Genomic DNA, 19,881 nt, shown 5'->3' with positions numbered 1-19,881 from the left:
ACTTGCGTTGCGCCGTTCCTAAACTCTGGTGCCCAGGAGAGGACTCGAACCTCCACGGAGTTACCCGCTAGTACCTGAAACTAGTGCGTCTACCAATTCCGCCACCTGGGCAGGTGTGCGTGTACCGAAGCTGTAATTATTACGGGATCCAGCGATCCTGTCAACACTCTAGAAGAAAAAATTGAATCAACCGACTTATCCGATCCCGAGCCGCGAGGAAATCCTCGGTGTGCTACGCACGTCGGGGTCTCCGCTGTCTGCCACCGACATTGCCAAGACGTTGTCTGTCACGCGCAAGGAGCATGACGGCTTTATCAAGCGTCTGACCGCCATGGAGCGGGATGGTCAGATCGAACTCAACCGCAAGGGGCGCTACGAACTGGCGCACCAGCCCAATTTCATCGAGGGCCGCGTGATCGGCCATCGCGACGGCTTCGGCTTCTTCGTGCGCGATGATGGCGAGCCCGATATCTTCCTGCCCGAGCGCGAGATGCAGAAGGCCATGCACGGCGACCGCGCCCTCGTGCGTGCCGTCGGCTACGACCGCCGCGGGCGTTCGGAAGGGCAGATCGTCGAGATCCTGCAGCGGGCCAACAAGCGCGTCATCGGACGGTTGCTCTCGGAGAGCGGCACGCTTGTCGTGGCGCCCGAAGACAAGCGCCTGGGCCGCGACATCCTGATCGCGCCGAAGGGACAGGGCAAGGCCAAGGTCGGCCAGGTGGTGAGCGTCGAGATCCTGGAATATCCGGATCGCTACGTACAACCGATCGGCCGCGTGGTCGAAGTGCTGGGTGAGATTGACGACCCGGGCATGGAGATCGAAATCGCGGTGCGCAAGTACGGCGTGCCGCACGAGTTTTCCGAGCCGACGCAACGCGAGGCGGAAGCGCTGCCCGACGTGGTCCGCGACGCCGACCTGGCTGGCCGCATCGACTTGCGCGATGTGCCGTTGGTCACCATCGATGGTGAAGACGCACGCGATTTCGATGACGCGGTCTACGCAGAGCAGGTCAAGATCGGCCGCACCAAGGGCTGGCGTCTGATCGTGGCGATTGCCGACGTGTCGCATTACGTGCGGCCCGGACATCCGCTGGATGCAGACGCCATTGATCGCGCGACCTCGGTGTATTTCCCGCGCCGCGTGATCCCGATGCTGCCGGAGAAGCTCTCGAACGGCTTGTGTTCATTGAACCCGGAAGTGGACCGTCTGTGCATGGTCTGCGATGCGGTGATCACGGCCAAGGGCGAGATCAAGGCTTATCAGTTCTACCCGGCAGTGATGCACTCGAAGGCGCGCCTGACCTACAACGAGGTCTGGGCGATCCTGTCGAACGTGAAGGGTCCGGAGGCTGCCAAGCGTGCGCCGCTGGTGCCGCATCTGCAGGACCTGTACGAGCTGTATCAGACGCTGCTCAAGGCGCGCCGCGAGCGTGGCGCGATCGACTTCGACACCACCGAGACGTACATCGTCTGCAACGCGCAGGGCAAGATCGAGCAGATCCTGCCGCGCACCCGCAACGACGCGCACAGGCTGATCGAGGAGTGCATGCTGACGGCCAACGTCTGCGCGGCCGAGATGCTGGAGAAGTACAAACATCCGGCGCTGTACCGCGTCCACGCTGGCCCGACGGAAGAAAAGCTGCAGGCGCTGCGGGCCTTCCTGAAAACGAGCGGCTTGACCTTGGGCGGCGGCGACAAGCCGCAGGCGGCCGATTACGCCGAACTGATGGAAAAAGTGGCTGCGCGTCCTGACGCACCGATGCTCCAGACCATGCTGCTGCGCTCGATGCAGCAAGCGGTTTACAGCCCGGACAACATCGGCCACTTTGGCTTGGCGTATCAGGCATATGCGCACTTCACCAGCCCGATTCGCCGCTATCCGGACTTGCTGGTGCATCGTTCCATCAAGTCGATCCTGCATCGCACGCGCTATGTTCCGGCGCTGGCACCGGGCGTGCAATTGAATAGCGCGCTGTCGCCCAAGGCGCGCCGTTTACAAGCCGAAGCCGAGAAAGGCGTGCCGGCAGCGGTCGTCAACAAGGCCAAGACAGAAGCGATCTGGAATGAACTGGGCGTGCACTGTTCGGCCAACGAGCGTCGCGCCGACGAAGCCTCGCGCGATGTCGAAGCCTGGCTCAAGTGCTATTTCATGCGCGACAAGCTCGGCAACGAGTTCTCGGGCACCGTCAGCGCGGTCACATCGTTCGGCATCTTTGTGCAACTGGATGAGCTGTACGTGGAAGGCTTGGTACACGTGACCGAGCTCGGCAGCGATTACTTCCAATACGACGAAGCCCGCAACGAACTGCGCGGCGAGCGCACGGGCATCCGTTATCGCCTGACCGACCGCGTGCGCGTGCAGTTGCTGCGCGTGGATCTGGATGCCCGGAAGATGGATTTCCGCCTGATCCAGGAGCCTTCAACCAAGGCGCTGCGCCCGGCCAAGGTGACCGGCGCCCCAGAAGCCGCGACCGCGCGTCAGCCTGCAGGGGCAACGCCGGCGCCGCCGGTTGGCCGCAAGAAGCCGCGCCAGTTGGCTGCATTGCTGGGCGGTACGGCCAAACCGGAGGAGTCTTTTGACGAGACGCTTGATCGCGTCATCGAAGAGCAGCCGGTGTTTGAGCCGGGAGGCCGTGCCGTGCCCCCGGGCCATGCGCACGCCAAGCCAGCGCGTAAGAAGCAGCCGGCGCGAGGCCCGAAGCCCAAGGGCAGCGCCAAGACTGCTGCGCCGCGCAAGACAGCAGGCAAGGCTCCGCGCAAGACCAAGGGACGTTAAACCGGTTAAAGCGGCCGGGGAGCGAGGGCAGACGGGTACAATCGCGCCATGTCTAAGTCCAAGCTCCTCATCGGCTTTCATGCCGTTACCGCCCGACTGCGCCACGGCGCCAAGTCGATCGACGAAATCTACTTCGAGGCCAACCGCCGCGACCGCCGCATGCAGGATTTCCTGAAAGCGGCGGAAGCAGCGGGCGTGCGTCTCATCCCCGCTGATGCCGACCGTCTGCGCGGCATTGCCGGGACCGACCGCCACCAGGGCGTGGTTGCCAAGGCAGAGTCGCTGTCGCTGGCGCTCAATCTCGATGAACTGCTCGACGGCATCGAAGGCACGCCGCTGCTGCTGGTGCTCGACGGTGTGACGGATCCGCATAACCTCGGTGCGTGCCTGCGCGTGGCGGATGCTGCCGGTGCGCATGCCGTGATTGCACCGAAGGACCGCAGCGTTGGGATCAACACGACGGTCGCCAAGGTGGCTAGCGGCGCGGCCGAAACCGTTCCGTACATCACCGTGACCAACCTGGCGCGCACGCTGCGCGAGTTGCAGGAGCGCGGCGTATGGGTGATTGGCACGGCTGACGAGGCCGAACAGGATCTCTACCAGGCGGACTTCAAGGGCCCCATCGCCATCGTGATGGGCGCCGAAGGTGAGGGCATGCGTCGCCTCACGCGCGAGACGTGCGACGCGCTGGTCAGCATTCCGATGGCGGGCAGCGTGGAGAGCCTGAACGTATCGGTGGCCAGCGGCGTGTGCCTGTTTGAAGCTGTGCGCCAGCGTGCAGCGGCACCTGCCAAGAAGTAATGAGTATCGAACCCTCGGCCGCATTGGCCCAGGCCCGTGCCTGGGTCGAGGCCGCCCAGCGCGTTATGGTGCTGACGGGCGCTGGCGTCTCAGCAGAATCCGGCGTGCCTACCTTCCGTGATGCGCTGACTGGCCTGTGGTCGCGGTTCAACCCCGAAGACATGGCCACCGAGGCCGCGTACCGCAAGCACCCGCGCACGGTGTGGGACTGGTATCAGGAGCGCCGCGAGCGCGTGCTGCAGGCGCAGCCGAATCCCGCCCATCTGGCGATTGCCGCACTGGCCAAGCGCAAGAGGGTGACGCTCGTCACGCAGAACGTCGATGGTTTGCACCAGCGCGCCGGCAGCGAAGGGGTGATCGAACTGCACGGCAACCTGTTTGCCAACAAGTGGTTGGGTGGCTGCGGCAAATGCGATATCGCCACCGCCGAGCAGGGCAGGCCGCCGCGTTGTGCGACGTGCGGCGCGATGTTGCGCCCCGGTGTCGTTTGGTTTGGCGAGCAGCTGCCCCTCGTGGCGAACTACCGCGCTGAAGAGGCAGCCAACACGTGTGACGTATGCCTGGTGGTTGGCACGTCCGGCATGGTGTATCCGGCGGCCGGGCTGCCGGGGTTGGCAAAGGACCACGGCGCTAAGGTGATCGTCGTGAATCCGGAGCCGAGCGCGCTGGATGCAACGGCCGACCTGGTGATCCACCAGCGGGCGGGCGTCTGCTTGCCCGCCATGCTGGAATAAGGCGCGGCGTTCTTCTTACGCTGCCACGCGCAGCGGCTCAATCAACGCTTCCAACTTGACCGCGTCCGCCGCAAACAGGCGGATGCCTTCGGCCAACTTTTCGGTGGCCATGGCATCGGCGTTCATGTGCCAGCGGAACGATTGCTCGTCAGCCGGCAGCCGCACGATGTTGGCGGCGTTGGCATTGTCCGGAGAGAGCTTGCGTTCGACGGGCGCGTCGGACTGCTGCAGCTGGGCGAGCAAATCGGGGCTGATGGTCAGGAGGTCGCAGCCGGCCAGTTCAACGATCTGCGAGATGTTGCGGAAGCTCGCGCCCATCACTTCGGTCGGGTAGTCGAACTTCTTGTAGTAGTTGTAGATGCGCAGGACGGACTGCACGCCGGGGTCGTTCGCGCCGCCTTGTGCGATCGGGTCCCAGTTTGCGCCGGCGTCCTTCTTGTACCAGTCGTAGATACGGCCGACGAACGGCGAGATGAGCTGCACACCTGCTTCCGCGCACGCCACGGCCTGGGCCAGCGAGAACAGCAGCGTCATGTTGCAGCGAATGCCTTCGGCGCGGAGTTGATCCGCTGCGCGAATGCCTTCCCACGTCGACGCGATCTTGATCAGCACGCGCTCGCGCGCCACGCCACGCGCCTCGTACAGCGCAATCAGATGCTTGGCCTTGGCGACCGTCGCCTCGGTGTCGAACGACAGGCGCGCATCGACTTCGGTCGACACGCGGCCCGGGATGATCGACAGGATTTCGCAGCCGAATGCCACGAGCACGGCATCGATGATGTCCTCCACGCTGTCGCTGCGGGCGTCACGCACGGCTTGTTCCAGCAGCGGACGGTACTCGGCCTTCTGCACGGCCTTGAGAATCAGCGACGGATTGGTCGTCGCATCGTGCGGCGCGAAGGCGCGCATGGCCTGGAAATCGCCCGTGTCGGCGACGACGGTGGTGAACTGCTTGAGTTGATCGAGCTGAGTCATGAAGCGAGTCCGAAGTGCGTTCCAGCGTTTCGCTGGAGGTGGAAAGGTGAATCGATTGTACTCCGCAGGTTTGCCTCCGCCAGCCGGCCGAGAGCCATCGCATTGATCCGGTACACTACCGGGTTTTCCGATCCCGACCGAGTTTTTGCGATGACGCAGGATGAACTGAAGGCGCTGGTGGCGCAGGCCGCAGCAGATTACGTATTGGCCAACGTGCCCGAGGGCGCCGTGCTGGGTGTCGGCACCGGCTCGACCGCCAACCTGTTCATCGACGCCATGGCGCCGCACAAGGCGCGCTTTGCCGGCGCGGTGTCCAGTTCCGAAGCTTCGACGCGCCGCCTGCAGGGGCACGGCTTCACGGTGCTCGATCTGAATGAGGTCGATGCCATTCCCGTGTACGTGGACGGCGCTGACGAGATCGACGCCTCGGGCGCCATGATCAAGGGCGGCGGCGGTGCGCTCACACGCGAGAAGATCGTCGCGTCGGTCGCCAGCGTGTTTGTCTGCATCGCCGATGGCAGCAAGCTGGTTGAAACGATGGGTGCGTTCCCGTTGCCGGTGGAAGTGGTGCCGATGGCACGTGCGGCCGTGGCCCGCCAACTTGCTGGGCTGGGCGGTCAACCGCGTCTGCGCATGACGAAAGAAGGCCAGATCTACAAGACCGATAACGGCAACGTGATCATCGACGTGGTGGGCCTGCGCATTGCCGATCCGAAGGGCCTGGAATCGATCGTCAACGATATTCCGGGCGTGGTGACAGTCGGCCTGTTTGCCAAGCGCGGCGCCAATGTGCTGCTGCTGGGGACCGAAGCGGGTGTGCAGCGTCGCGATTTCTGATCGCTGTTCGCGCATTGTCGAAAGGCTGCCCATGCAAATGGGCGGCTTTTTTTGTGGTCGTTGCGGCGCGTTGAGTCGGCATTGCCCAAACAAAAAGCCGTTCAGTTTTGCGCTGAACGGCTTTTTATTGGCAACGGCCGATTAGGCCGAGGGCGGCGGCACGTAGCCGGCGGCTTCGTCTGCACCATCGCCAAAAAAGTACTTCTCGGTCTGCTTGAGCAGGTACTGGCGTGCGCGCGAGTCCGCCATGTTCAGGCGGTTTTCGTTGATCAGCATGGTCTGGTGCTTGAGCCAGCCGGCCCAGGCTTCCTTCGAGACGCTTTGCCAGAGTTTCTTGCCCAGTTCGCCGGGCAGGGGCGGGAAGTCGAGACCTTCGGCTTCCTTGTTGAGCTTGACGCAGTGGACCATGCGGGCCATGGGGATTCCTCTTGTGTGGCGGGAGCGCCGCTCGAGCGCGACGCAGGTGCCGCTATTGTAAAGGCCGCGCGCCGCCGGGCTAGGATTCCACGACGCGCGCCAAGGGTTTAGAGCTTCTTCATCAGCACCATCGATCGCCGCTGCCAGTTGTACAGCTTGCGGCGGTCTTCCGGCAGATCGTCCACGCTCGCGCGCACGAAGCCACGCTTGAGGAACCAGTGTTCCGTCCGAGTCGTGAGGACGAACAACCGCCTGAGGCCCAGCGCACGGGCGCGCACTTCTGTGTGCTTGAGCAGGCGCTCGCCGTCGCCGGTGCCCTGGCTGTCTGGGGAGACGATCAGGCAGGCCATTTCGGCCATGCCGTCCTTCGGGTACGGATACAGCGCGACACAGCCAAAGATGATGCCGTCGTGCTCGATGACCGAGAAGTTGGCGATATCGCGCTCCAGCAGCCGGCGTTCGCGCGGCACCAGCGTGCCGTCGGCTTCCAGCGGCTCGATGAGCGAGACGATGCCGCCCACGTCGTCCAGTGTGGCGTCGCGCAGATATTCCAGATCGGTGTGCGAAACCATGGTGCCCACGCCATCGTGCAGGAACAGCTCCAGCAGGATGCTGCCGTCCAGCGCGAACGGAATCACGTGTGCCCGGCGCACGCCGCCGCGCATCGCCTTGACGATGTGCTGCAGGTAATAAGCCGTGTCGTGCGACAGGCTGCCGTCGCGCAGGCGCTCGATCGCTGTTTCCATCGACAGGTCCTGCTGCAGCTTGCCCACGCGGTCCATGATGCCGGGCAGCTCCGTGATGAAGATGAGCTTGTCGGCCTTAAGCGCCGTGGCGGTGTTGGCGGCCACGTCTTCCATCGACAGGTTGAACGCCTGGCCCGTCGGCGAAAAGCCTAGCGGCGAGAGCAGCACGATCTTGCGGTTGGACAGGGAATGCTGGATCGACTCCGCATCGATCTTGCGCACCAGCCCCGTGTGCTGGAAGTCCACGCCGTTGACGATGCCCACCGGCCGCGCTGTCACGAAGTTGCCAGACACCACCGACATGCGCGCGCCGGCCATCGGTGTGTTGGGCAGGCCCTGGCTGAAGGCGGCTTCGATATCCAGGCGCAGTTCGCCGGAAGCCTCCTTGGCGGATTCCAGCGCGGCTGCGTCCGTTACGCGTACGCCATCCACGAACTGGGTTTTCACGTTGCGCAGGGCAAGCTGTTCTTCCACCTGCGGGCGCGAGCCGTGCACGAGCACGATGCGCATGCCCATCGCATGCAATAGCGCGACGTCGTTGACGAGTGCGCCCAGCATGCCGGCCTGGACCAGCTCGCCGCCAAAGCCGATCACGAACGTCTTGTCGCGGAAGGAATGAATGTAAGGCGCCACCTCGCGCAGCCAGTCCACAAACTGCTGCTGTTCGGGCGTGGGCGGAATCGGCGCGACGTCGACTGGGGCGGGCGTGTGCGCCGCCAGCGAAACGCCGGAGGCGGGGGCGGAGGAGCGAGCGGTCACGGACGGAGGAGGAAAAGCGGCACGGGGCGCGGGCCGGCGTAGGAAAGATGCGCGGATTATAATCCCGCCCGATGTCAGATTCCCACGCCCAGCCGCCCCGGCCACGCCCGGCGGCGCCTTCCCCGAAATCGCCGAAAGACACGCCGCCGCCCGAGCGCAAGCCGGGCGGCAATGGTCGTCCGCAGCGCCGCCAAAAGCCCACGCCGGAAGAACTGGCCGCGGCGCTGGAGGCTCGCCGCGCACGTGCCAACCGCGTCCCCCCGATTACGTTTCCTGAAGCGCTGCCCGTGTCGGCCCGGCGCGACGAGATCGCCCAGGCCATCGCCGCCAACCAGGTGGTGATCGTCTCGGGCGAGACCGGCTCAGGCAAGACCACGCAGTTGCCGAAGATCTGCCTGTCGATCGGGCGAGGCATTGGCGCGGGCGGTACCGGGCTGATCGGCCATACGCAGCCGCGCCGGATTGCCGCAACGTCTACCGCCAAGCGCATCGCGCAGGAAATCGGCACGCCGGTGGGCGAGCACGTGGGCTTCCAGGTGCGCTTCAACGACACGCTGTCGGCGGGTGCATCGGTCAAGCTGATGACCGACGGCATCTTGCTGGCCGAGACGCAGAACGATCCGCTGCTGCGCGCCTACGACACGATCATCATTGACGAGGCGCATGAACGCAGCCTCAACATCGATTTCCTGATCGGATACCTGAAGCAGCTTCTGCCGCGCCGGCCTGACCTGAAGGTGATCATCACCTCGGCGACCATCGACGCGCAGCGGTTTGCCGAGCACTTTGCGGGCCCCAAGGGGCCGGCGCCCGTCATTGAAGTCAGCGGCCGGTTGTATCCGGTCGAAGTGCGCTACCGCCCGATCCAGCGCGACGAGAAAGACAAGGAGCGCGATCTTTACGAAGCCCTTGTCGATGCGGTGGACGAGCTCGCCCGCGAAGGCTCGGGCGATGTGCTCATCTTCCTGCCCGGCGAGCGCGAGATTCGCGAGGCGGCCGAGGCGCTGCGCAAGCACCATCCGGCGCATACCGAGATCCTGCCGTTGTTTGCGCGCTTGTCCGTGCAGGAGCAGGAACGTGTGTTCCGGCCGTCCAACGCGCGGCGCATCGTGCTGGCGACCAACGTGGCCGAGACTTCGCTGACGGTCCCGGGCATTCGCTACGTGGTCGATACGGGGCTGGCGCGCGTGAAGCGCTATTCGTATCGCAACAAGGTCGAGCAACTGCAGATCGAGCCGGTGTCGCAGGCCGCGGCCAACCAGCGCGCCGGTCGTTGCGGCCGGGTGGCCGATGGCGTGTGCATCCGCCTGTATGACGAGGCGGATTTCATTGCGCGGCCGCGTTTTACCGATCCGGAAATCCTGCGTTCGTCGCTGGCCGCGGTCATCCTGCGCATGAAGGCGCTGCGGCTGACGGATGTCGAGCAGTTTCCCTTCATCGAGCCGCCGCTGGGCCGCGCGATTGCAGACGGCTATCAGCTCTTGCAGGAACTCGGTGCTGTCGACGATGAAAACGCGCTGACGCCGCTGGGCAAGCAGGTCGCCCGTCTGCCGCTGGACCCGCGCGTGGCTCGGATGATCCTGGCTGGCCGCGACCACCAGTGCCTGCGCGAGATGTTGATCATCGCGAGCGCCTTGTCCGTGCAAGACCCGCGCGAGCGTCCGCAAGAACTGCAACAGCAGGCTGATCAGGCGCATCGCCAGTTTGCCGATGAGAAATCGGAGTTCCTCGGCTGGGTGAAGCTGTGGAAGTGGTTTGAAGAGGCTGTCGCACACAAGAAGTCGAACAAGCAGCTGCAGGATCAGTGCCGCTCGCACTTCCTGTCGCACGTGCGGTTGCGGGAGTGGCGCGACGTGCATTCGCAGTTGCACACCACGGTGGCGGAGCAGGGCTGGAAACTCAACGAATCCGATCCGACGTATGAGCAGTTGCACCTGGCGCTGCTGACGGGGCTGCTCGGCAATATCGGTGTGCGTATTGAAGAGGCGGATGGGAAAGGCCGCGAATACCTCGGCGCGCGCGGTATCAAGTTCTTCCTCTGGCCGGGGTCGGTCATTGCGCGCAAGGCGGGCAAGTGGGTCGTGGGTGGCGAACTGATCGAGACCAGCCGCCTGTTCGGCCGCACGCTGGCACGCATCGAACCGGAATGGGTGGAGAAGGTCGGCGCGCACCTGTTGAAGGTGTCGTGGAGCGATCCGCACTGGGAAAAGAAGGCCGGGCAGGTGATGGCCTTTGAGCGCGGCACGTTGTACGGCCTGCCGGTCTATCAGCAGCGCCGTGTGCACTTCGGGCCGATGCAGCCGAAGGAAGCGCGCGAGATGTTCATCCGCCGCGCGCTGGTCGATGGCGAGTTCGAAACGCGTCTGCCGTTCTTCACGCACAACCAGCGCCTGGTGCGCGAGATCGAAAACCTCGAACACAAGTCACGCCGACAAGACGTGCTGGTGGACGACGAACTGATCTACGCGTTCTACGACAGCCAGATTCCGGCGGACATCTACAACACCGTATCGTTCGAACGCTGGTATGCCGAAGCCGCCAGCGCGGGCGGCAAAAGCGGCCAGAAGCTGCTGTACCTGAATCGCGATGACCTGATGCGGCACGAAGCGGCCGGCATCACGACTGACCTGTTCCCGAAGGTGCTGCCCATTGCCGGTATCGACATGGGGCTGACGTACCACTTCGAGCCCGGCAGTCCGCGCGACGGCGTAACGCTCACCGTGCCGCTGTATGCGCTCAACCAGGTGCCCGTGCAGCGCACCGAATGGCTGGTGCCGGGCATGCTCAAGGAGAAGGTGCATCTGCTCCTGAAGAGCCTGCCGCAGAAGCTGCGTCGCCATTGCGTGCCGCTGCCGGACTACGCCGCAGGGTTCGTCTCGCGCGTGCGGTTGGGCGATGGCGACCTGCTCGACCGCTTGATCGCCGACGTGCGCGAGCAGACCGGCATCGCGCTCAAGCGTGCCGATTTCAAGCTCGAAACGCTGCCCGCGCATCACTTCATGAATTTCAAGGTGATCGACGAGCACGGCCGCCAGCTCGACATGGGCCGCAATCTGGCCCAGTTGCGCGCGGAGCTGGGCGGACGCGCGCAGCAGACATTCCAGTCGATCGCCGCGCAGGACGCTGCCGTGGCCGGAATCCAGAGCGACAGTGCGAGGCCCGGCAAGGCGGGCAAGTCGGAAGCGCCGTCAAACGCCGCGCTTTACTCGGGCCTGACGACATGGAGCTTTGGCCAGTTGCCGGAACTGCTGGAGGTCCGCAAAGGCAACCAGACGCTGTTCGGGTATCCGGCACTCGTTGATGCCGGTGATCACTGCGATGTGGAAGTCTTCGATGATCCGGCGGAAGCCACGCGCATCCATCGCCTGGGCTTGCGGCGGTTGTTTGCAATTCAGCTGCGCGAGCCGTTGAAGTACCTGGAAAAGAACATCCCGGGCCTGTCGCAGATGGCGATCCAGTTCATGAACCTCGGCACGCAGGACGATTTGCGCGACCAGATCCTGGATGCCACGCTGGAGCGCGCCTGCCTGCAAGACCCGCTGCCCACCGATGACGCCAGCTTCGGTGCCCGCAAGGACGAAAGCCGCGCGCGCCTGACGTTGCTGGCACAGGAGATTGCGCGGCTGGTCGGCGCCATCCTTGCCGAATATGCGCAACTGCCGCGCAAGCTGCAGATCGCCAAGCCGTTTGCCGCCGCCACCGCCGATATCGACGCGCAGCTCAAGACGCTGATGCACAAGCGCTTTATCGAGGCGACGCCGTACGCGCAATTAACGCATTTCCCGCGTTACCTGAAGGGCATCGCCCTGCGCATCGACAAGCTCAAGGCCGACCCCGCCCGCGACACGCAGCGCATGCAGGAGATGGCGCCGCTTATCCAGCAATACCAACGCGCGGAAAAGGCCTTGCGTGTGCAAGGGCAGGGCGGCAACGACCCACGCATGGAGGAATTCCGCTGGATGCTGGAGGAGTTGCGCATCGCCCTGTTTGCACAGGAGCTGCGCACGCCGGTGCCGATGTCGGTCAAGCGGCTGCAGAAGGTGTGGGAATCAATGCAGCGATAGCTGGAATGCGTTGTCGGGAGCGGGGAAAGTTCCCGCTTTCTTTTTTTGATTTGTGTCAGCGATGGCGTAAATGCGAGCGTTAAAATGGCTGGCTAAGTTGCTGAATCTTCTCGATATGTCTGCCTTGCGCGCCTCGTTTGCCTCCCGTTGGTTTTCCACGCTTATCCTTTCGGCCGCTGCTTTGATGGCAGCGCATGCGGCGCGTGCTGAAGTCGTCACCGTGCTCAATTCGGGCGACGCAAGCGTCTCTTTGATCGATAAAGACACCCGCAAGGTGCTGGAGACGTTTCCGATCGGCAAAGAGCCGCACCACCTGATCGCGACGCCAGACGAAAAATCGTTGATCGTCGCCAACGCCGTCGGCAACGAGCTGGTATTCCTCGATCCCGTGACCGGCAAGATTCAGCAGCGTGTTCCGCACATCGACGACCCATACCAGATCGGCTTCTCGCCGGACCAGAAATGGTTTCTGACGACCGGCAACCGTTTGGATCGCGTTGACATTTACCGTTGGGACGGCCACGCGCTGACCATCGCCAAGCAAATTCCGGCAGCCAAGACGCCCAGCCACATTGCCTTCACCGCCGACAGCAAGATCGCGTTCATCACCCTGCAGGATTCCAACGAGGTAATGGCCATCGATTTGCCTACGCAGAACGTGATGTGGCGCATGACCATTGGCTCTGCACCGGCCGGCGTGTGGGTCACGACTGACCAGAAATACCTGCTGGTGGGCATGACCGGCGCGGATTACGTCGAGGTGATCGACTGGCACAACCGCACCAGCGTCAAGCGCATCCCGACCGGCAAGGGCGCGCACAACTTCCGCGCGCTGGGCGACAAGCGTCACCTGTTCCTGTCGAACCGCGTGTCGGGCACGATCAGCATCATTGATCAGCAAACGCTGACCAAGGTGGGCGACATTACCGGCCTGCCGCCTGGCCCCGATGACATGGAATTGACCGCCGACGGCAAACAGCTGTGGGTGACCTGCCGCTGGGCCAAGCGCGTGGCGATCGTCGACGTGGCAAGCCGCAAGGTGGTGGAAGAGATCAAGGTGGGGCGCTCGCCCCATGGCATTTACTTCCGCACACGCGCTCCCCTGATTTGAGTATTGCGACGATGAAATCCGGCCTGTCGATGTTGCGCACGGTCGCTGCTACGGCGGCGCTGGGTTTGTGCGCGTTGGCCACGGCTGCGCCCGGTGGGGTGAATGCCGGCGCGTGCAAAGGCACCGTCTATTTGACGTTCGACACAGGCAGCATGAGCCAGGCGCAGTTGATTGCCGACACGCTGCGCCGCCATCGCATCCACGCCACGTTCTTCCTTGCCAACGAGAAGACCATCCACGGCGACAGCACGCTGGATGACGGCTGGGCGCCGTATTGGAAATCGCTTGCTGCCGATGGTCACGCCTTCGGTACGCACACCTTCGACCACGTCTACTACAAGGGCGAGGCGGGCGTGGGCAAGGTCCGCTTCCGCCCGCAGTTTGGCGAGCAGGGCGGCCGTAATGTCGTGTGGGGCGAGCCTGAATTCTGTGCGGAACTGAAACACAGCGCCGAGCGCTTCAAGGCCATGACCGGTCAGCCGATGGACCCGCTGTGGCGCGCGCCGGGTGGGCATCTTTCGGCAACGACCGAGGCCTGGGCCAAGCAATGCGGGTTTGCCCACGTGGCATGGGCGTCCGCCGGTTTTCTGGGCGATGAGTTGCCGTCCGAGCGTTACCCGAACGATGCGCTGTTGCAGAAGGCACTGTCCAGTCTGCGCGACGGCGACATCACCATGGCGCATCTGGGCATCTGGTCGCGTAAGGATGCGTGGGCGCCAGCGGATCTGGAGCCGCTGATCACCGGTCTGGAGCGCAAGGGTTTCTGCTTTGCCACGCTGCGTGATCATCCGCAGTACAAAGCCTGGTTTGCTGCTCACCCGGCACACACGGCGGCCCGCTGACATGTTTGACTGGATTGCCGACACCTTCACGCAAGCCCAGGATGTGCTCTTCCAGCACGTCGTGATGCCGATCACCTATGCCATCGGCCTGGGTGGTTACGTTGAAGATGCGTACCCGGGCACCGAATGGCTGCTGATGGGGCTGGTGCAGATTGCAGTGCTGCTGTTGATCTTCCGCCCGCTGGAGCGCTGGCGCCCGGTGGAGCCGATGCACGACCGCAAGGCCGTGCGCGCCGACATCTTCTACACGCTGTTTCACCGCCTGGGATTCTTTCCGCTGCTGCTGTTCTTCACGCTGCAGCCGCTGATCGACCACCTCGACGGCAAGCTGCGCTTCTGGGGCTGGGCGCATTTGAACGTGGAAGACTGGTGGCCAGGCGTCACGTCGGTTTCCATCGTCAGCTTTCTGATCTATCTGGTGATGTTCGACTTGCTCGACTACTGGTATCACCGCCTCTCGCACAAATTTCACTGGTGGTGGAACCTGCATTCGCTGCATCACAGCCAGCAACAGATGACGCTGTGGTCTGATGACCGCAACCACATCCTCGACGATGTGCTGCGCGGCGCGGTGTTTGCCGTTGCGGCACTGGTCATTGGGGTAGAGCCCTCGCAGTACGTGCTGCTGGTCGCCATTTCGCAGTTGCTGCAAAGCCTGCAGCACGCCAACGTGCGGTTGCATTTTGGCTGGCTGGGCGACCGGCTGCTGATCTCGCCGCGCTTTCATCGGATGCATCACGCCATCGGGCTGGGGCATGAGCTGCCGGGGAAGCCCGGCGTGCTGGGTGGCTGCAATTTTGGCGTGCTGTTCCCGTGGTGGGACATGCTGTTCGGCACCGCCATCTTCTCGCCGGAGTACCACGCCACCGGTATCCGTGATCAACTTCCCGCACCGCAAGGGCGCTCGCGAGACTACGGACGCGGCGTGCTGCGTCAACAGTGGCTCGGCCTCAAGCGCTTGTTCGGCCGAGCGTAAAGCGCACGTGCGGCGGCGCCGGCGTCGTTTCTGCGCGCTGTGCTAGGCTGTTCGCTCCCTGAATTCCCGATTTCTGCATGAACGACCTGATTCGCTCATTTGGCCGGGCGCTGCTCTCGCAACTGCATCCGCGCATGCTGTTCCTGACCGTCATGCCGTTCGTCGTGGCTGTCGTTGTCTGGGGCGGGGTGCTGTATTTCGGCTGGGATGCCATGAACGGCATAGCCCGCAACGCCGTGGAAGGCTGGGCCTTCATGGGCTGGATCAAGAGCGGCCTCAACGCCATCGGCATGGCCGGGTTGTGGTCGGCCATCGCGCCGCTGCTGGTGATCACCTTGCTGGTGCCGGTGATTGTCGTGTCGATCCTGGTGCTGGTGAGCGTGGCGTCCGTGCCGGTGGTCATGCGTTTTCTTGATCGCAGCTATCCACAGTTGGAGCGTCGCAAGGGCGGCTCGGTGTTGGGCAGCCTGACGCATGCGCTGCTATGCACGCTTGTGGTCATCCTGGTGGCCGTCGTCACGCTGCCGCTGTGGCTGATTCCCCCGTTTTTTGCACTGATTCCACCCTTGTTGTGGGGTTGGCTCACGTACCGGTTGATGACGTACGACGCGTTGGCTGACCACGCGACGGCCGAAGAGCGTCGTGCGATCATGCAGCGCTACCGGCTGCCGCTTCTGGGTATCGGCGTGGCCGTTGGCATGTTGGGCTCGGCGCCCACGCTGCTGTGGGTATCGTCGGTGGTGACGATTGTGTTGTTCCCGATCATCGCCATCGCCGTCATCTGGTTGTATGTGCTGATCTTCATTTTCTCGGCACTGTGGTTCGGTCATTTCTGCTTACGTGCGCTCACGCGCCTTCGCGCTGAAGCGCCGCCCGCGCGCATGGTCGAGGCCAGCGTGATCGAAGTCACTACCATTGAACTACCTCGCGAATAATCAGGAACCATCGGAACTGACATGGCTTTCGGCATGATCATCATCGGCGACGAGATTCTCTCCGGCCGCCGCGAAGACAAGCACCTGCGCAAGCTGATCGAAGTGCTCGGCGAGCGTGGCCTGGCATTGGAGTGGGCCGAGTACGTCGGCGATCAGCCCGCGCGCATCACGAGCGTACTCAAGCGTACGTTCGCCAGCGATGACGTAGTGTTCTGCACTGGGGGCATCGGCGCAACACCCGATGACCATACACGCCAATGCGCCGCTGCTGCGCTGGGCGTGCCATTGGAGCTGCATCCGGAAGCGCGCGAGCAGATCACGTTGCGTATTTCAGAGTCGGCCAACGGTGACCCGGTCAAGGCCGATGTCTCCACGCCTGAAAACCAGCACCGCTTCAAGATGGGTGAATTTCCGCTGGGCGCGCGCATCATCCCGAACAGCTACAACCGTATCCCCGGATTCTCGGTGGCGCATCACCATTTCATGCCGGGTTTTCCGGTGATGGCGTGGCCGATGATGGAGTGGGTGCTTGACACCTATTACGCCGATCAATTCCACCGCGCGCCGCGTGAGGAGCGCTCGTTCCTGGTGTTCGGCTTGCCGGAGTCGCGGCTCACGCCGCTGATGGAGCGCATCGAAGCTGAGTTCGATGGGGTGAAAGTCTTCAGTCTGCCCAGTGTGGGCGATGCAGCGCGCGGCGAGCGCTATGCCCGCTCGCACATCGACCTGGGCGTTAAGGGCTCACCGGACGCTGTGTCGCGCGCCTATCTGTTGTTGCGAGAGGGCGCGTTGGCGCTGGGTGGCGAGATTTTCGAGGCGGACGCCCCCACGGCGTCCTGACGCCCAGCAGCGTACCTCAGGCGCCGTGCCAGGGCAGGCCCCGGAAGCACCAGCCCTCCACGGTCTTGCGATGGCCTTCGGTGTCTTTGGCGCCCTCAAAACCTTCCAGCACATCCATCGCTGCCGCATAGCCTGCTTGCGCAGCCGCTGCCGCCGCGTGCTTGGAGCGCGCGGCGCTGCGGCACAGGAAGAGCACCGGCACATCTTTTGGAACGGCAGCTTCCAGCGCGCTCAGAAAGTTGGCGTTGCGTACGCCGCCCGGATACTGATTCCATTCCACATGCACGAACTGGCTTGGCGAGATGTCCGGCGTGCCGACCCAGTCGAGCTCGGCGCGCGTGCGCACGTCCACGAGACGAGCCTGCGGGTCGGCGGCCAATAGGGCGGCAGCCTCTTGCGGCGACAGTGCGCCGAAGTACGGCAGTTGGTCTGCCTCGCGGCGGGCGGCAGCAGCCTCGAGCAGGGACTCGCGGGTCAGCGTGGTGGCAGTCATGATGGGCAGGAGCCAGTGAAAGAGTAAGTGACCATTCTAGCGCCGCCGTCACATGGCGCGGGTAAAAATCCCCGAGATGGTGCGCGCACCGTCTTTGTGCACACAAATAGTGCTGCTTGGGGTGATATGCACTGTTTGTGTGCGTTGACTATGCTGCTTGGACAGCGTTAGCTCCTTCAGCGGGGCAGCGCGAACATGGGGCCGGCCGGATTGCCGGGACGCGCGCACCGTGTCAGGCATGGGCTGGCGCGGCGCTGCACTGTTTGCGGGAGTGCGTGCCCGATGTCGGACCGGAATTGGCATAGTTTCTGCTAAGATTCCCGCGGTCTTTTTCGGGGGCGTCCGTTCATGTCGGACGACCTTGCTGGAAAGAAGATGTTTCGGAGTGAGGACGAATTGCGGCCGATGTGCAGCGATCCGTCACACAACCGGCTCACAATACTTTGCGTTATTGCGCTACCAGGAGAATGGCATGTCCCAAAGCATTGCAGACGTGATGAAGCTCGTGAAGGAAAACGACGTCAAGTTCGTCGATTTCCGCTTCACCGATACCAAGGGTAAGGAGCAGCACGTCTCGGTCCCCGTTTCGCACTTCGACGAAGACAAGTTCGAAAGCGGCCACGCTTTCGACGGCTCGTCGATCGCCGGCTGGAAGGGCATCGAAGCGTCGGACATGCTGCTCGTGCCGGATGCAAACACCGCGCACGTCGACCCGTTCTACGAAGAGCCGACCCTGGTCCTGACCTGCGACGTGGTCGAGCCGTCGGATGGCAAGGGCTACGACCGCGACCCGCGCTCGATCGCCAAGCGTGCCGAGGCCTACCTGAAGAGCACCGGCCTGGGCGACACCGCCTACTTTGGCCCGGAACCCGAATTCTTCATCTTCGACGGCGTGACCTGGAACATCGACATGCAGGGTTGCTTCGTGAAGATCGATTCCGAAGAAGCTCCGTGGTCGTCGGGCAAGGAGTTCGAGCACGGCAATTCGGGTCACCGTCCGGGCAAGAAGGGCGGCTACTTCCCGGTTGCTCCGATCGACACGTTCCAAGACATGCGCTCGGAAATGTGCCTGATCCTGGAATCGCTGGGCATTCCGGTTGAAGTGCATCACCACGAAGTGGCAGGCCAAGGCCAGAACGAAATCGGCACGAAGTTCAGCACGCTGGTGCAACGCGCCGACTGGACCCAACTGCAAAAGTACGTGATCCAGAACGTCGCACACACCTACGGCAAGACCGCAACGTTCATGCCGAAGCCGGTCGTGGGCGACAACGGTTCGGGCATGCACGTTCACCAGTCGATCTGGAAGGACGGCCAGAACCTGTTCGCAGGCAACGGCTACGCCGGTCTGTCGGAATTCGCGCTGTACTACATCGGCGGCATCATCAAGCACGCTCGCGCGCTGAACGCCATCACTAACCCGGGTACGAACTCGTACAAGCGTCTGGTGCCGGGCTTCGAAGCTCCGGTCAAGCTGGCTTACTCGGCACGCAACCGCTCGGCTTCGATCCGTATTCCGTACGTTGCGAACCCGAAGGGTCGTCGTATCGAAACGCGCTTCCCGGATCCGCTGATGAACCCGTACCTGGGCTTCTCGGCACTGATGATGGCCGGTCTGGATGGCGTGCAGAACAAGATCCACCCGGGCGAAGCCGCAGACAAGAACCTGTACGACCTGCCGCCGGAAGAAGACGCAAAGATCCCGACCGTGTGCTCGAGCCTGGATCAGGCCCTCGAGTACCTGGACAAGGATCGCGAGTTCCTGACCCGCGGTGGTGTGTTCTCCAACGCCATGCTGGACGCCTACATCGAACTGAAGATGGAAGAAGTCACGCGCTTCCGCATGACGACTCACCCGCTCGAGTTCGAGATGTACTACTCGCTGTAATCTGTGAGCGCCCCGGGCAATGTGTCGGGGCGAAGAGACGGTTGTGAGAGGAAGGGCGGCGCAGGTCGCCCTTCCTTTTTATGAGCGGAGTTTTGTGGCTAGAATGAGCGTCCGCCGGACTCCGGCGCCCGATCGACGTATCCGCCAGGTTCCATTCATGTTCCGTCCTTCCCCACGCATCGCATCCGGACTGTTTGCCGCGGCTGCGGCGGTGTTTGCCACGCTGTCCGTGCAGGCGCCCGCGTACGCCGATGATGTCTATCTGTGCACCGGCCCGAATGGCGTGCCGGAGTACCGCAACAGCGGCAACGTGAAAGGCTGCAAGAAGTTGACGCTGCCCGATGTGGTGACCGTCCCCGGTACACGCAGCCCGCGCAGTGCAGGAGCCGCGCCCGCACCGGCTCAAAACAATGCAGGCGGCGGTTTCCCCCGCGTGGACAACGCCACGCAGAAGGCACGTGATGGCGAACGCCGCCAGGTGCTGGAGGCCGAGCTGGCAGACGAGGAGCGCAAGCTCCAGGCGTTGAAGACCGAATACAACAACGGTCAGCCCGAGCGCCAGGGCAACGAACGTAACTATCAGAAGTATCTGGACCGCACCGCGCAGTTGAAGGGCGACATCGAGCGCAGCCAGGCCAATGTCGATTCCATCCGCCGGGAGCTGGGCAACCTCAAGGACTAGATGAA

The 19,881-nt window shown here is 63.4% G+C and carries 16 protein-coding genes and 1 tRNA gene; 12 read left to right on the top strand and 5 right to left on the bottom strand.

Annotation, left to right across the window (positions count from 1 at the left end; translation table 11 throughout):
• Window positions 1-26: 26 nt before the first annotated feature.
• Window positions 27-111: transfer RNA gene (locus ACTJK6_RS03430), tRNA-Leu, on the bottom strand.
• A gap of 70 nt (window positions 112-181) precedes the next feature.
• Between ACTJK6_RS03430 and rnr the strand changes: the two genes are divergently transcribed.
• The 3 genes from rnr to ACTJK6_RS03415 are packed head-to-tail and all read left to right on the top strand — an operon-like array spanning window position 182 to window position 4,311.
• Window positions 182-2,776: a ribonuclease R gene (gene rnr, locus ACTJK6_RS03425; RefSeq protein ID WP_232042520.1), complete on the top strand. Its 2,595-nt coding sequence runs from the start codon at window positions 182-184 to the stop codon at window positions 2,774-2,776.
• A gap of 48 nt (window positions 2,777-2,824) precedes the next feature.
• Entirely contained in the window at window positions 2,825-3,577 is a 753-nt protein-coding gene (gene rlmB, locus ACTJK6_RS03420) for a 23S rRNA (guanosine(2251)-2'-O)-methyltransferase RlmB (protein WP_012761781.1), read from the top strand.
• The gene (locus ACTJK6_RS03415) at window positions 3,577-4,311 is read left to right on the top strand and encodes an SIR2 family NAD-dependent protein deacylase (RefSeq protein WP_440076982.1); all 735 of its coding nucleotides are present in this window, start codon (window positions 3,577-3,579) and stop codon (window positions 4,309-4,311) included. Before rlmB ends, ACTJK6_RS03415 begins: the two co-directional genes overlap by 1 nt.
• A 15-nt stretch (window positions 4,312-4,326) precedes the next feature.
• Here the strand turns inward: ACTJK6_RS03415 and tal are convergent, their stop codons facing one another.
• Entirely contained in the window at window positions 4,327-5,286 is a 960-nt protein-coding gene (gene tal / locus ACTJK6_RS03410; RefSeq protein WP_232042522.1) for a transaldolase, read from the bottom strand.
• A gap of 150 nt (window positions 5,287-5,436) precedes the next feature.
• On the opposite strand from tal, the gene rpiA reads away from it, so the two are divergent.
• A complete protein-coding gene (gene rpiA / locus ACTJK6_RS03405; RefSeq protein WP_316868821.1) occupies window positions 5,437-6,123 on the top strand; it encodes a ribose-5-phosphate isomerase RpiA in 687 nt (228 codons plus the stop codon).
• 141 nt (window positions 6,124-6,264) lie between these two features.
• On the opposite strand, the gene ACTJK6_RS03400 is transcribed toward rpiA, so the two are convergent.
• Window positions 6,265-6,540 carry an oxidative damage protection protein gene (locus ACTJK6_RS03400; RefSeq protein WP_004626344.1) on the bottom strand — a complete coding sequence of 92 codons (276 nt, stop codon included), beginning with the start codon at window positions 6,538-6,540 and terminating at the stop codon, window positions 6,265-6,267.
• A 107-nt stretch (window positions 6,541-6,647) separates the two neighbouring features.
• Window positions 6,648-8,045 carry an amino-acid N-acetyltransferase gene (argA, locus tag ACTJK6_RS03395; protein ID WP_232042523.1) on the bottom strand — a complete coding sequence of 466 codons (1,398 nt, stop codon included), beginning with the start codon at window positions 8,043-8,045 and terminating at the stop codon, window positions 6,648-6,650.
• A 71-nt stretch (window positions 8,046-8,116) separates the two neighbouring features.
• Between argA and hrpA the strand changes: the two genes are divergently transcribed.
• The 6 genes from hrpA (at window position 8,117) to ACTJK6_RS03365 (ending at window position 16,813) form a co-directional block, all read left to right on the top strand.
• Window positions 8,117-12,109, top strand: a complete 3,993-nt coding sequence (hrpA, locus tag ACTJK6_RS03390; protein WP_440838348.1) for an ATP-dependent RNA helicase HrpA — start codon at window positions 8,117-8,119, stop codon at window positions 12,107-12,109.
• 115 nt (window positions 12,110-12,224) lie between these two features.
• Window positions 12,225-13,220, top strand: a complete 996-nt coding sequence (locus tag ACTJK6_RS03385; RefSeq protein ID WP_440838347.1) for a YVTN family beta-propeller repeat protein — start codon at window positions 12,225-12,227, stop codon at window positions 13,218-13,220.
• A gap of 11 nt (window positions 13,221-13,231) precedes the next feature.
• Window positions 13,232-14,062, top strand: coding sequence for a polysaccharide deacetylase family protein (locus ACTJK6_RS03380; RefSeq protein ID WP_260802633.1), 831 nt, complete (start codon window positions 13,232-13,234; stop codon window positions 14,060-14,062).
• Between the two features lies 1 nt (window position 14,063).
• Window positions 14,064-15,038: a sterol desaturase family protein gene (locus ACTJK6_RS03375; protein ID WP_440838346.1), complete on the top strand. Its 975-nt coding sequence runs from the start codon at window positions 14,064-14,066 to the stop codon at window positions 15,036-15,038.
• A 77-nt stretch (window positions 15,039-15,115) separates the two neighbouring features.
• Window positions 15,116-15,973: an EI24 domain-containing protein gene (locus ACTJK6_RS03370; protein WP_440838345.1), complete on the top strand. Its 858-nt coding sequence runs from the start codon at window positions 15,116-15,118 to the stop codon at window positions 15,971-15,973.
• A 21-nt stretch (window positions 15,974-15,994) separates the two neighbouring features.
• On the top strand, window positions 15,995-16,813 hold the full coding sequence (locus ACTJK6_RS03365) for a competence/damage-inducible protein A (RefSeq protein ID WP_440838344.1): 819 nt from the start codon (window positions 15,995-15,997) through the stop codon (window positions 16,811-16,813).
• 16 nt (window positions 16,814-16,829) lie between these two features.
• Here ACTJK6_RS03365 and ACTJK6_RS03360 read toward each other — a convergent pair whose 3' ends face one another.
• A complete protein-coding gene (locus ACTJK6_RS03360) occupies window positions 16,830-17,306 on the bottom strand; it encodes a rhodanese-like domain-containing protein (protein ID WP_316853760.1) in 477 nt (158 codons plus the stop codon).
• Between the two features lie 472 nt (window positions 17,307-17,778).
• Between ACTJK6_RS03360 and ACTJK6_RS03355 the strand changes: the two genes are divergently transcribed.
• The gene (locus tag ACTJK6_RS03355; protein WP_232042531.1) at window positions 17,779-19,194 is read left to right on the top strand and encodes a 3-hydroxylaminophenol mutase; all 1,416 of its coding nucleotides are present in this window, start codon (window positions 17,779-17,781) and stop codon (window positions 19,192-19,194) included.
• A 157-nt stretch (window positions 19,195-19,351) separates the two neighbouring features.
• Window positions 19,352-19,876: a DUF4124 domain-containing protein gene (locus ACTJK6_RS03350; protein WP_260802631.1), complete on the top strand. Its 525-nt coding sequence runs from the start codon at window positions 19,352-19,354 to the stop codon at window positions 19,874-19,876.
• Window positions 19,877-19,881: the final 5 nt, after the last annotated feature.

The sequence above is a fragment of the Ralstonia sp. 22086 genome, from assembly GCF_052045975.1.
Lineage (GTDB): Bacteria > Pseudomonadota > Gammaproteobacteria > Burkholderiales > Burkholderiaceae > Ralstonia > Ralstonia wenshanensis.
The sequence above is the reverse complement of the archived record's forward strand: the minus strand, read 5'-3'. Positions and strand labels throughout refer to the sequence as shown.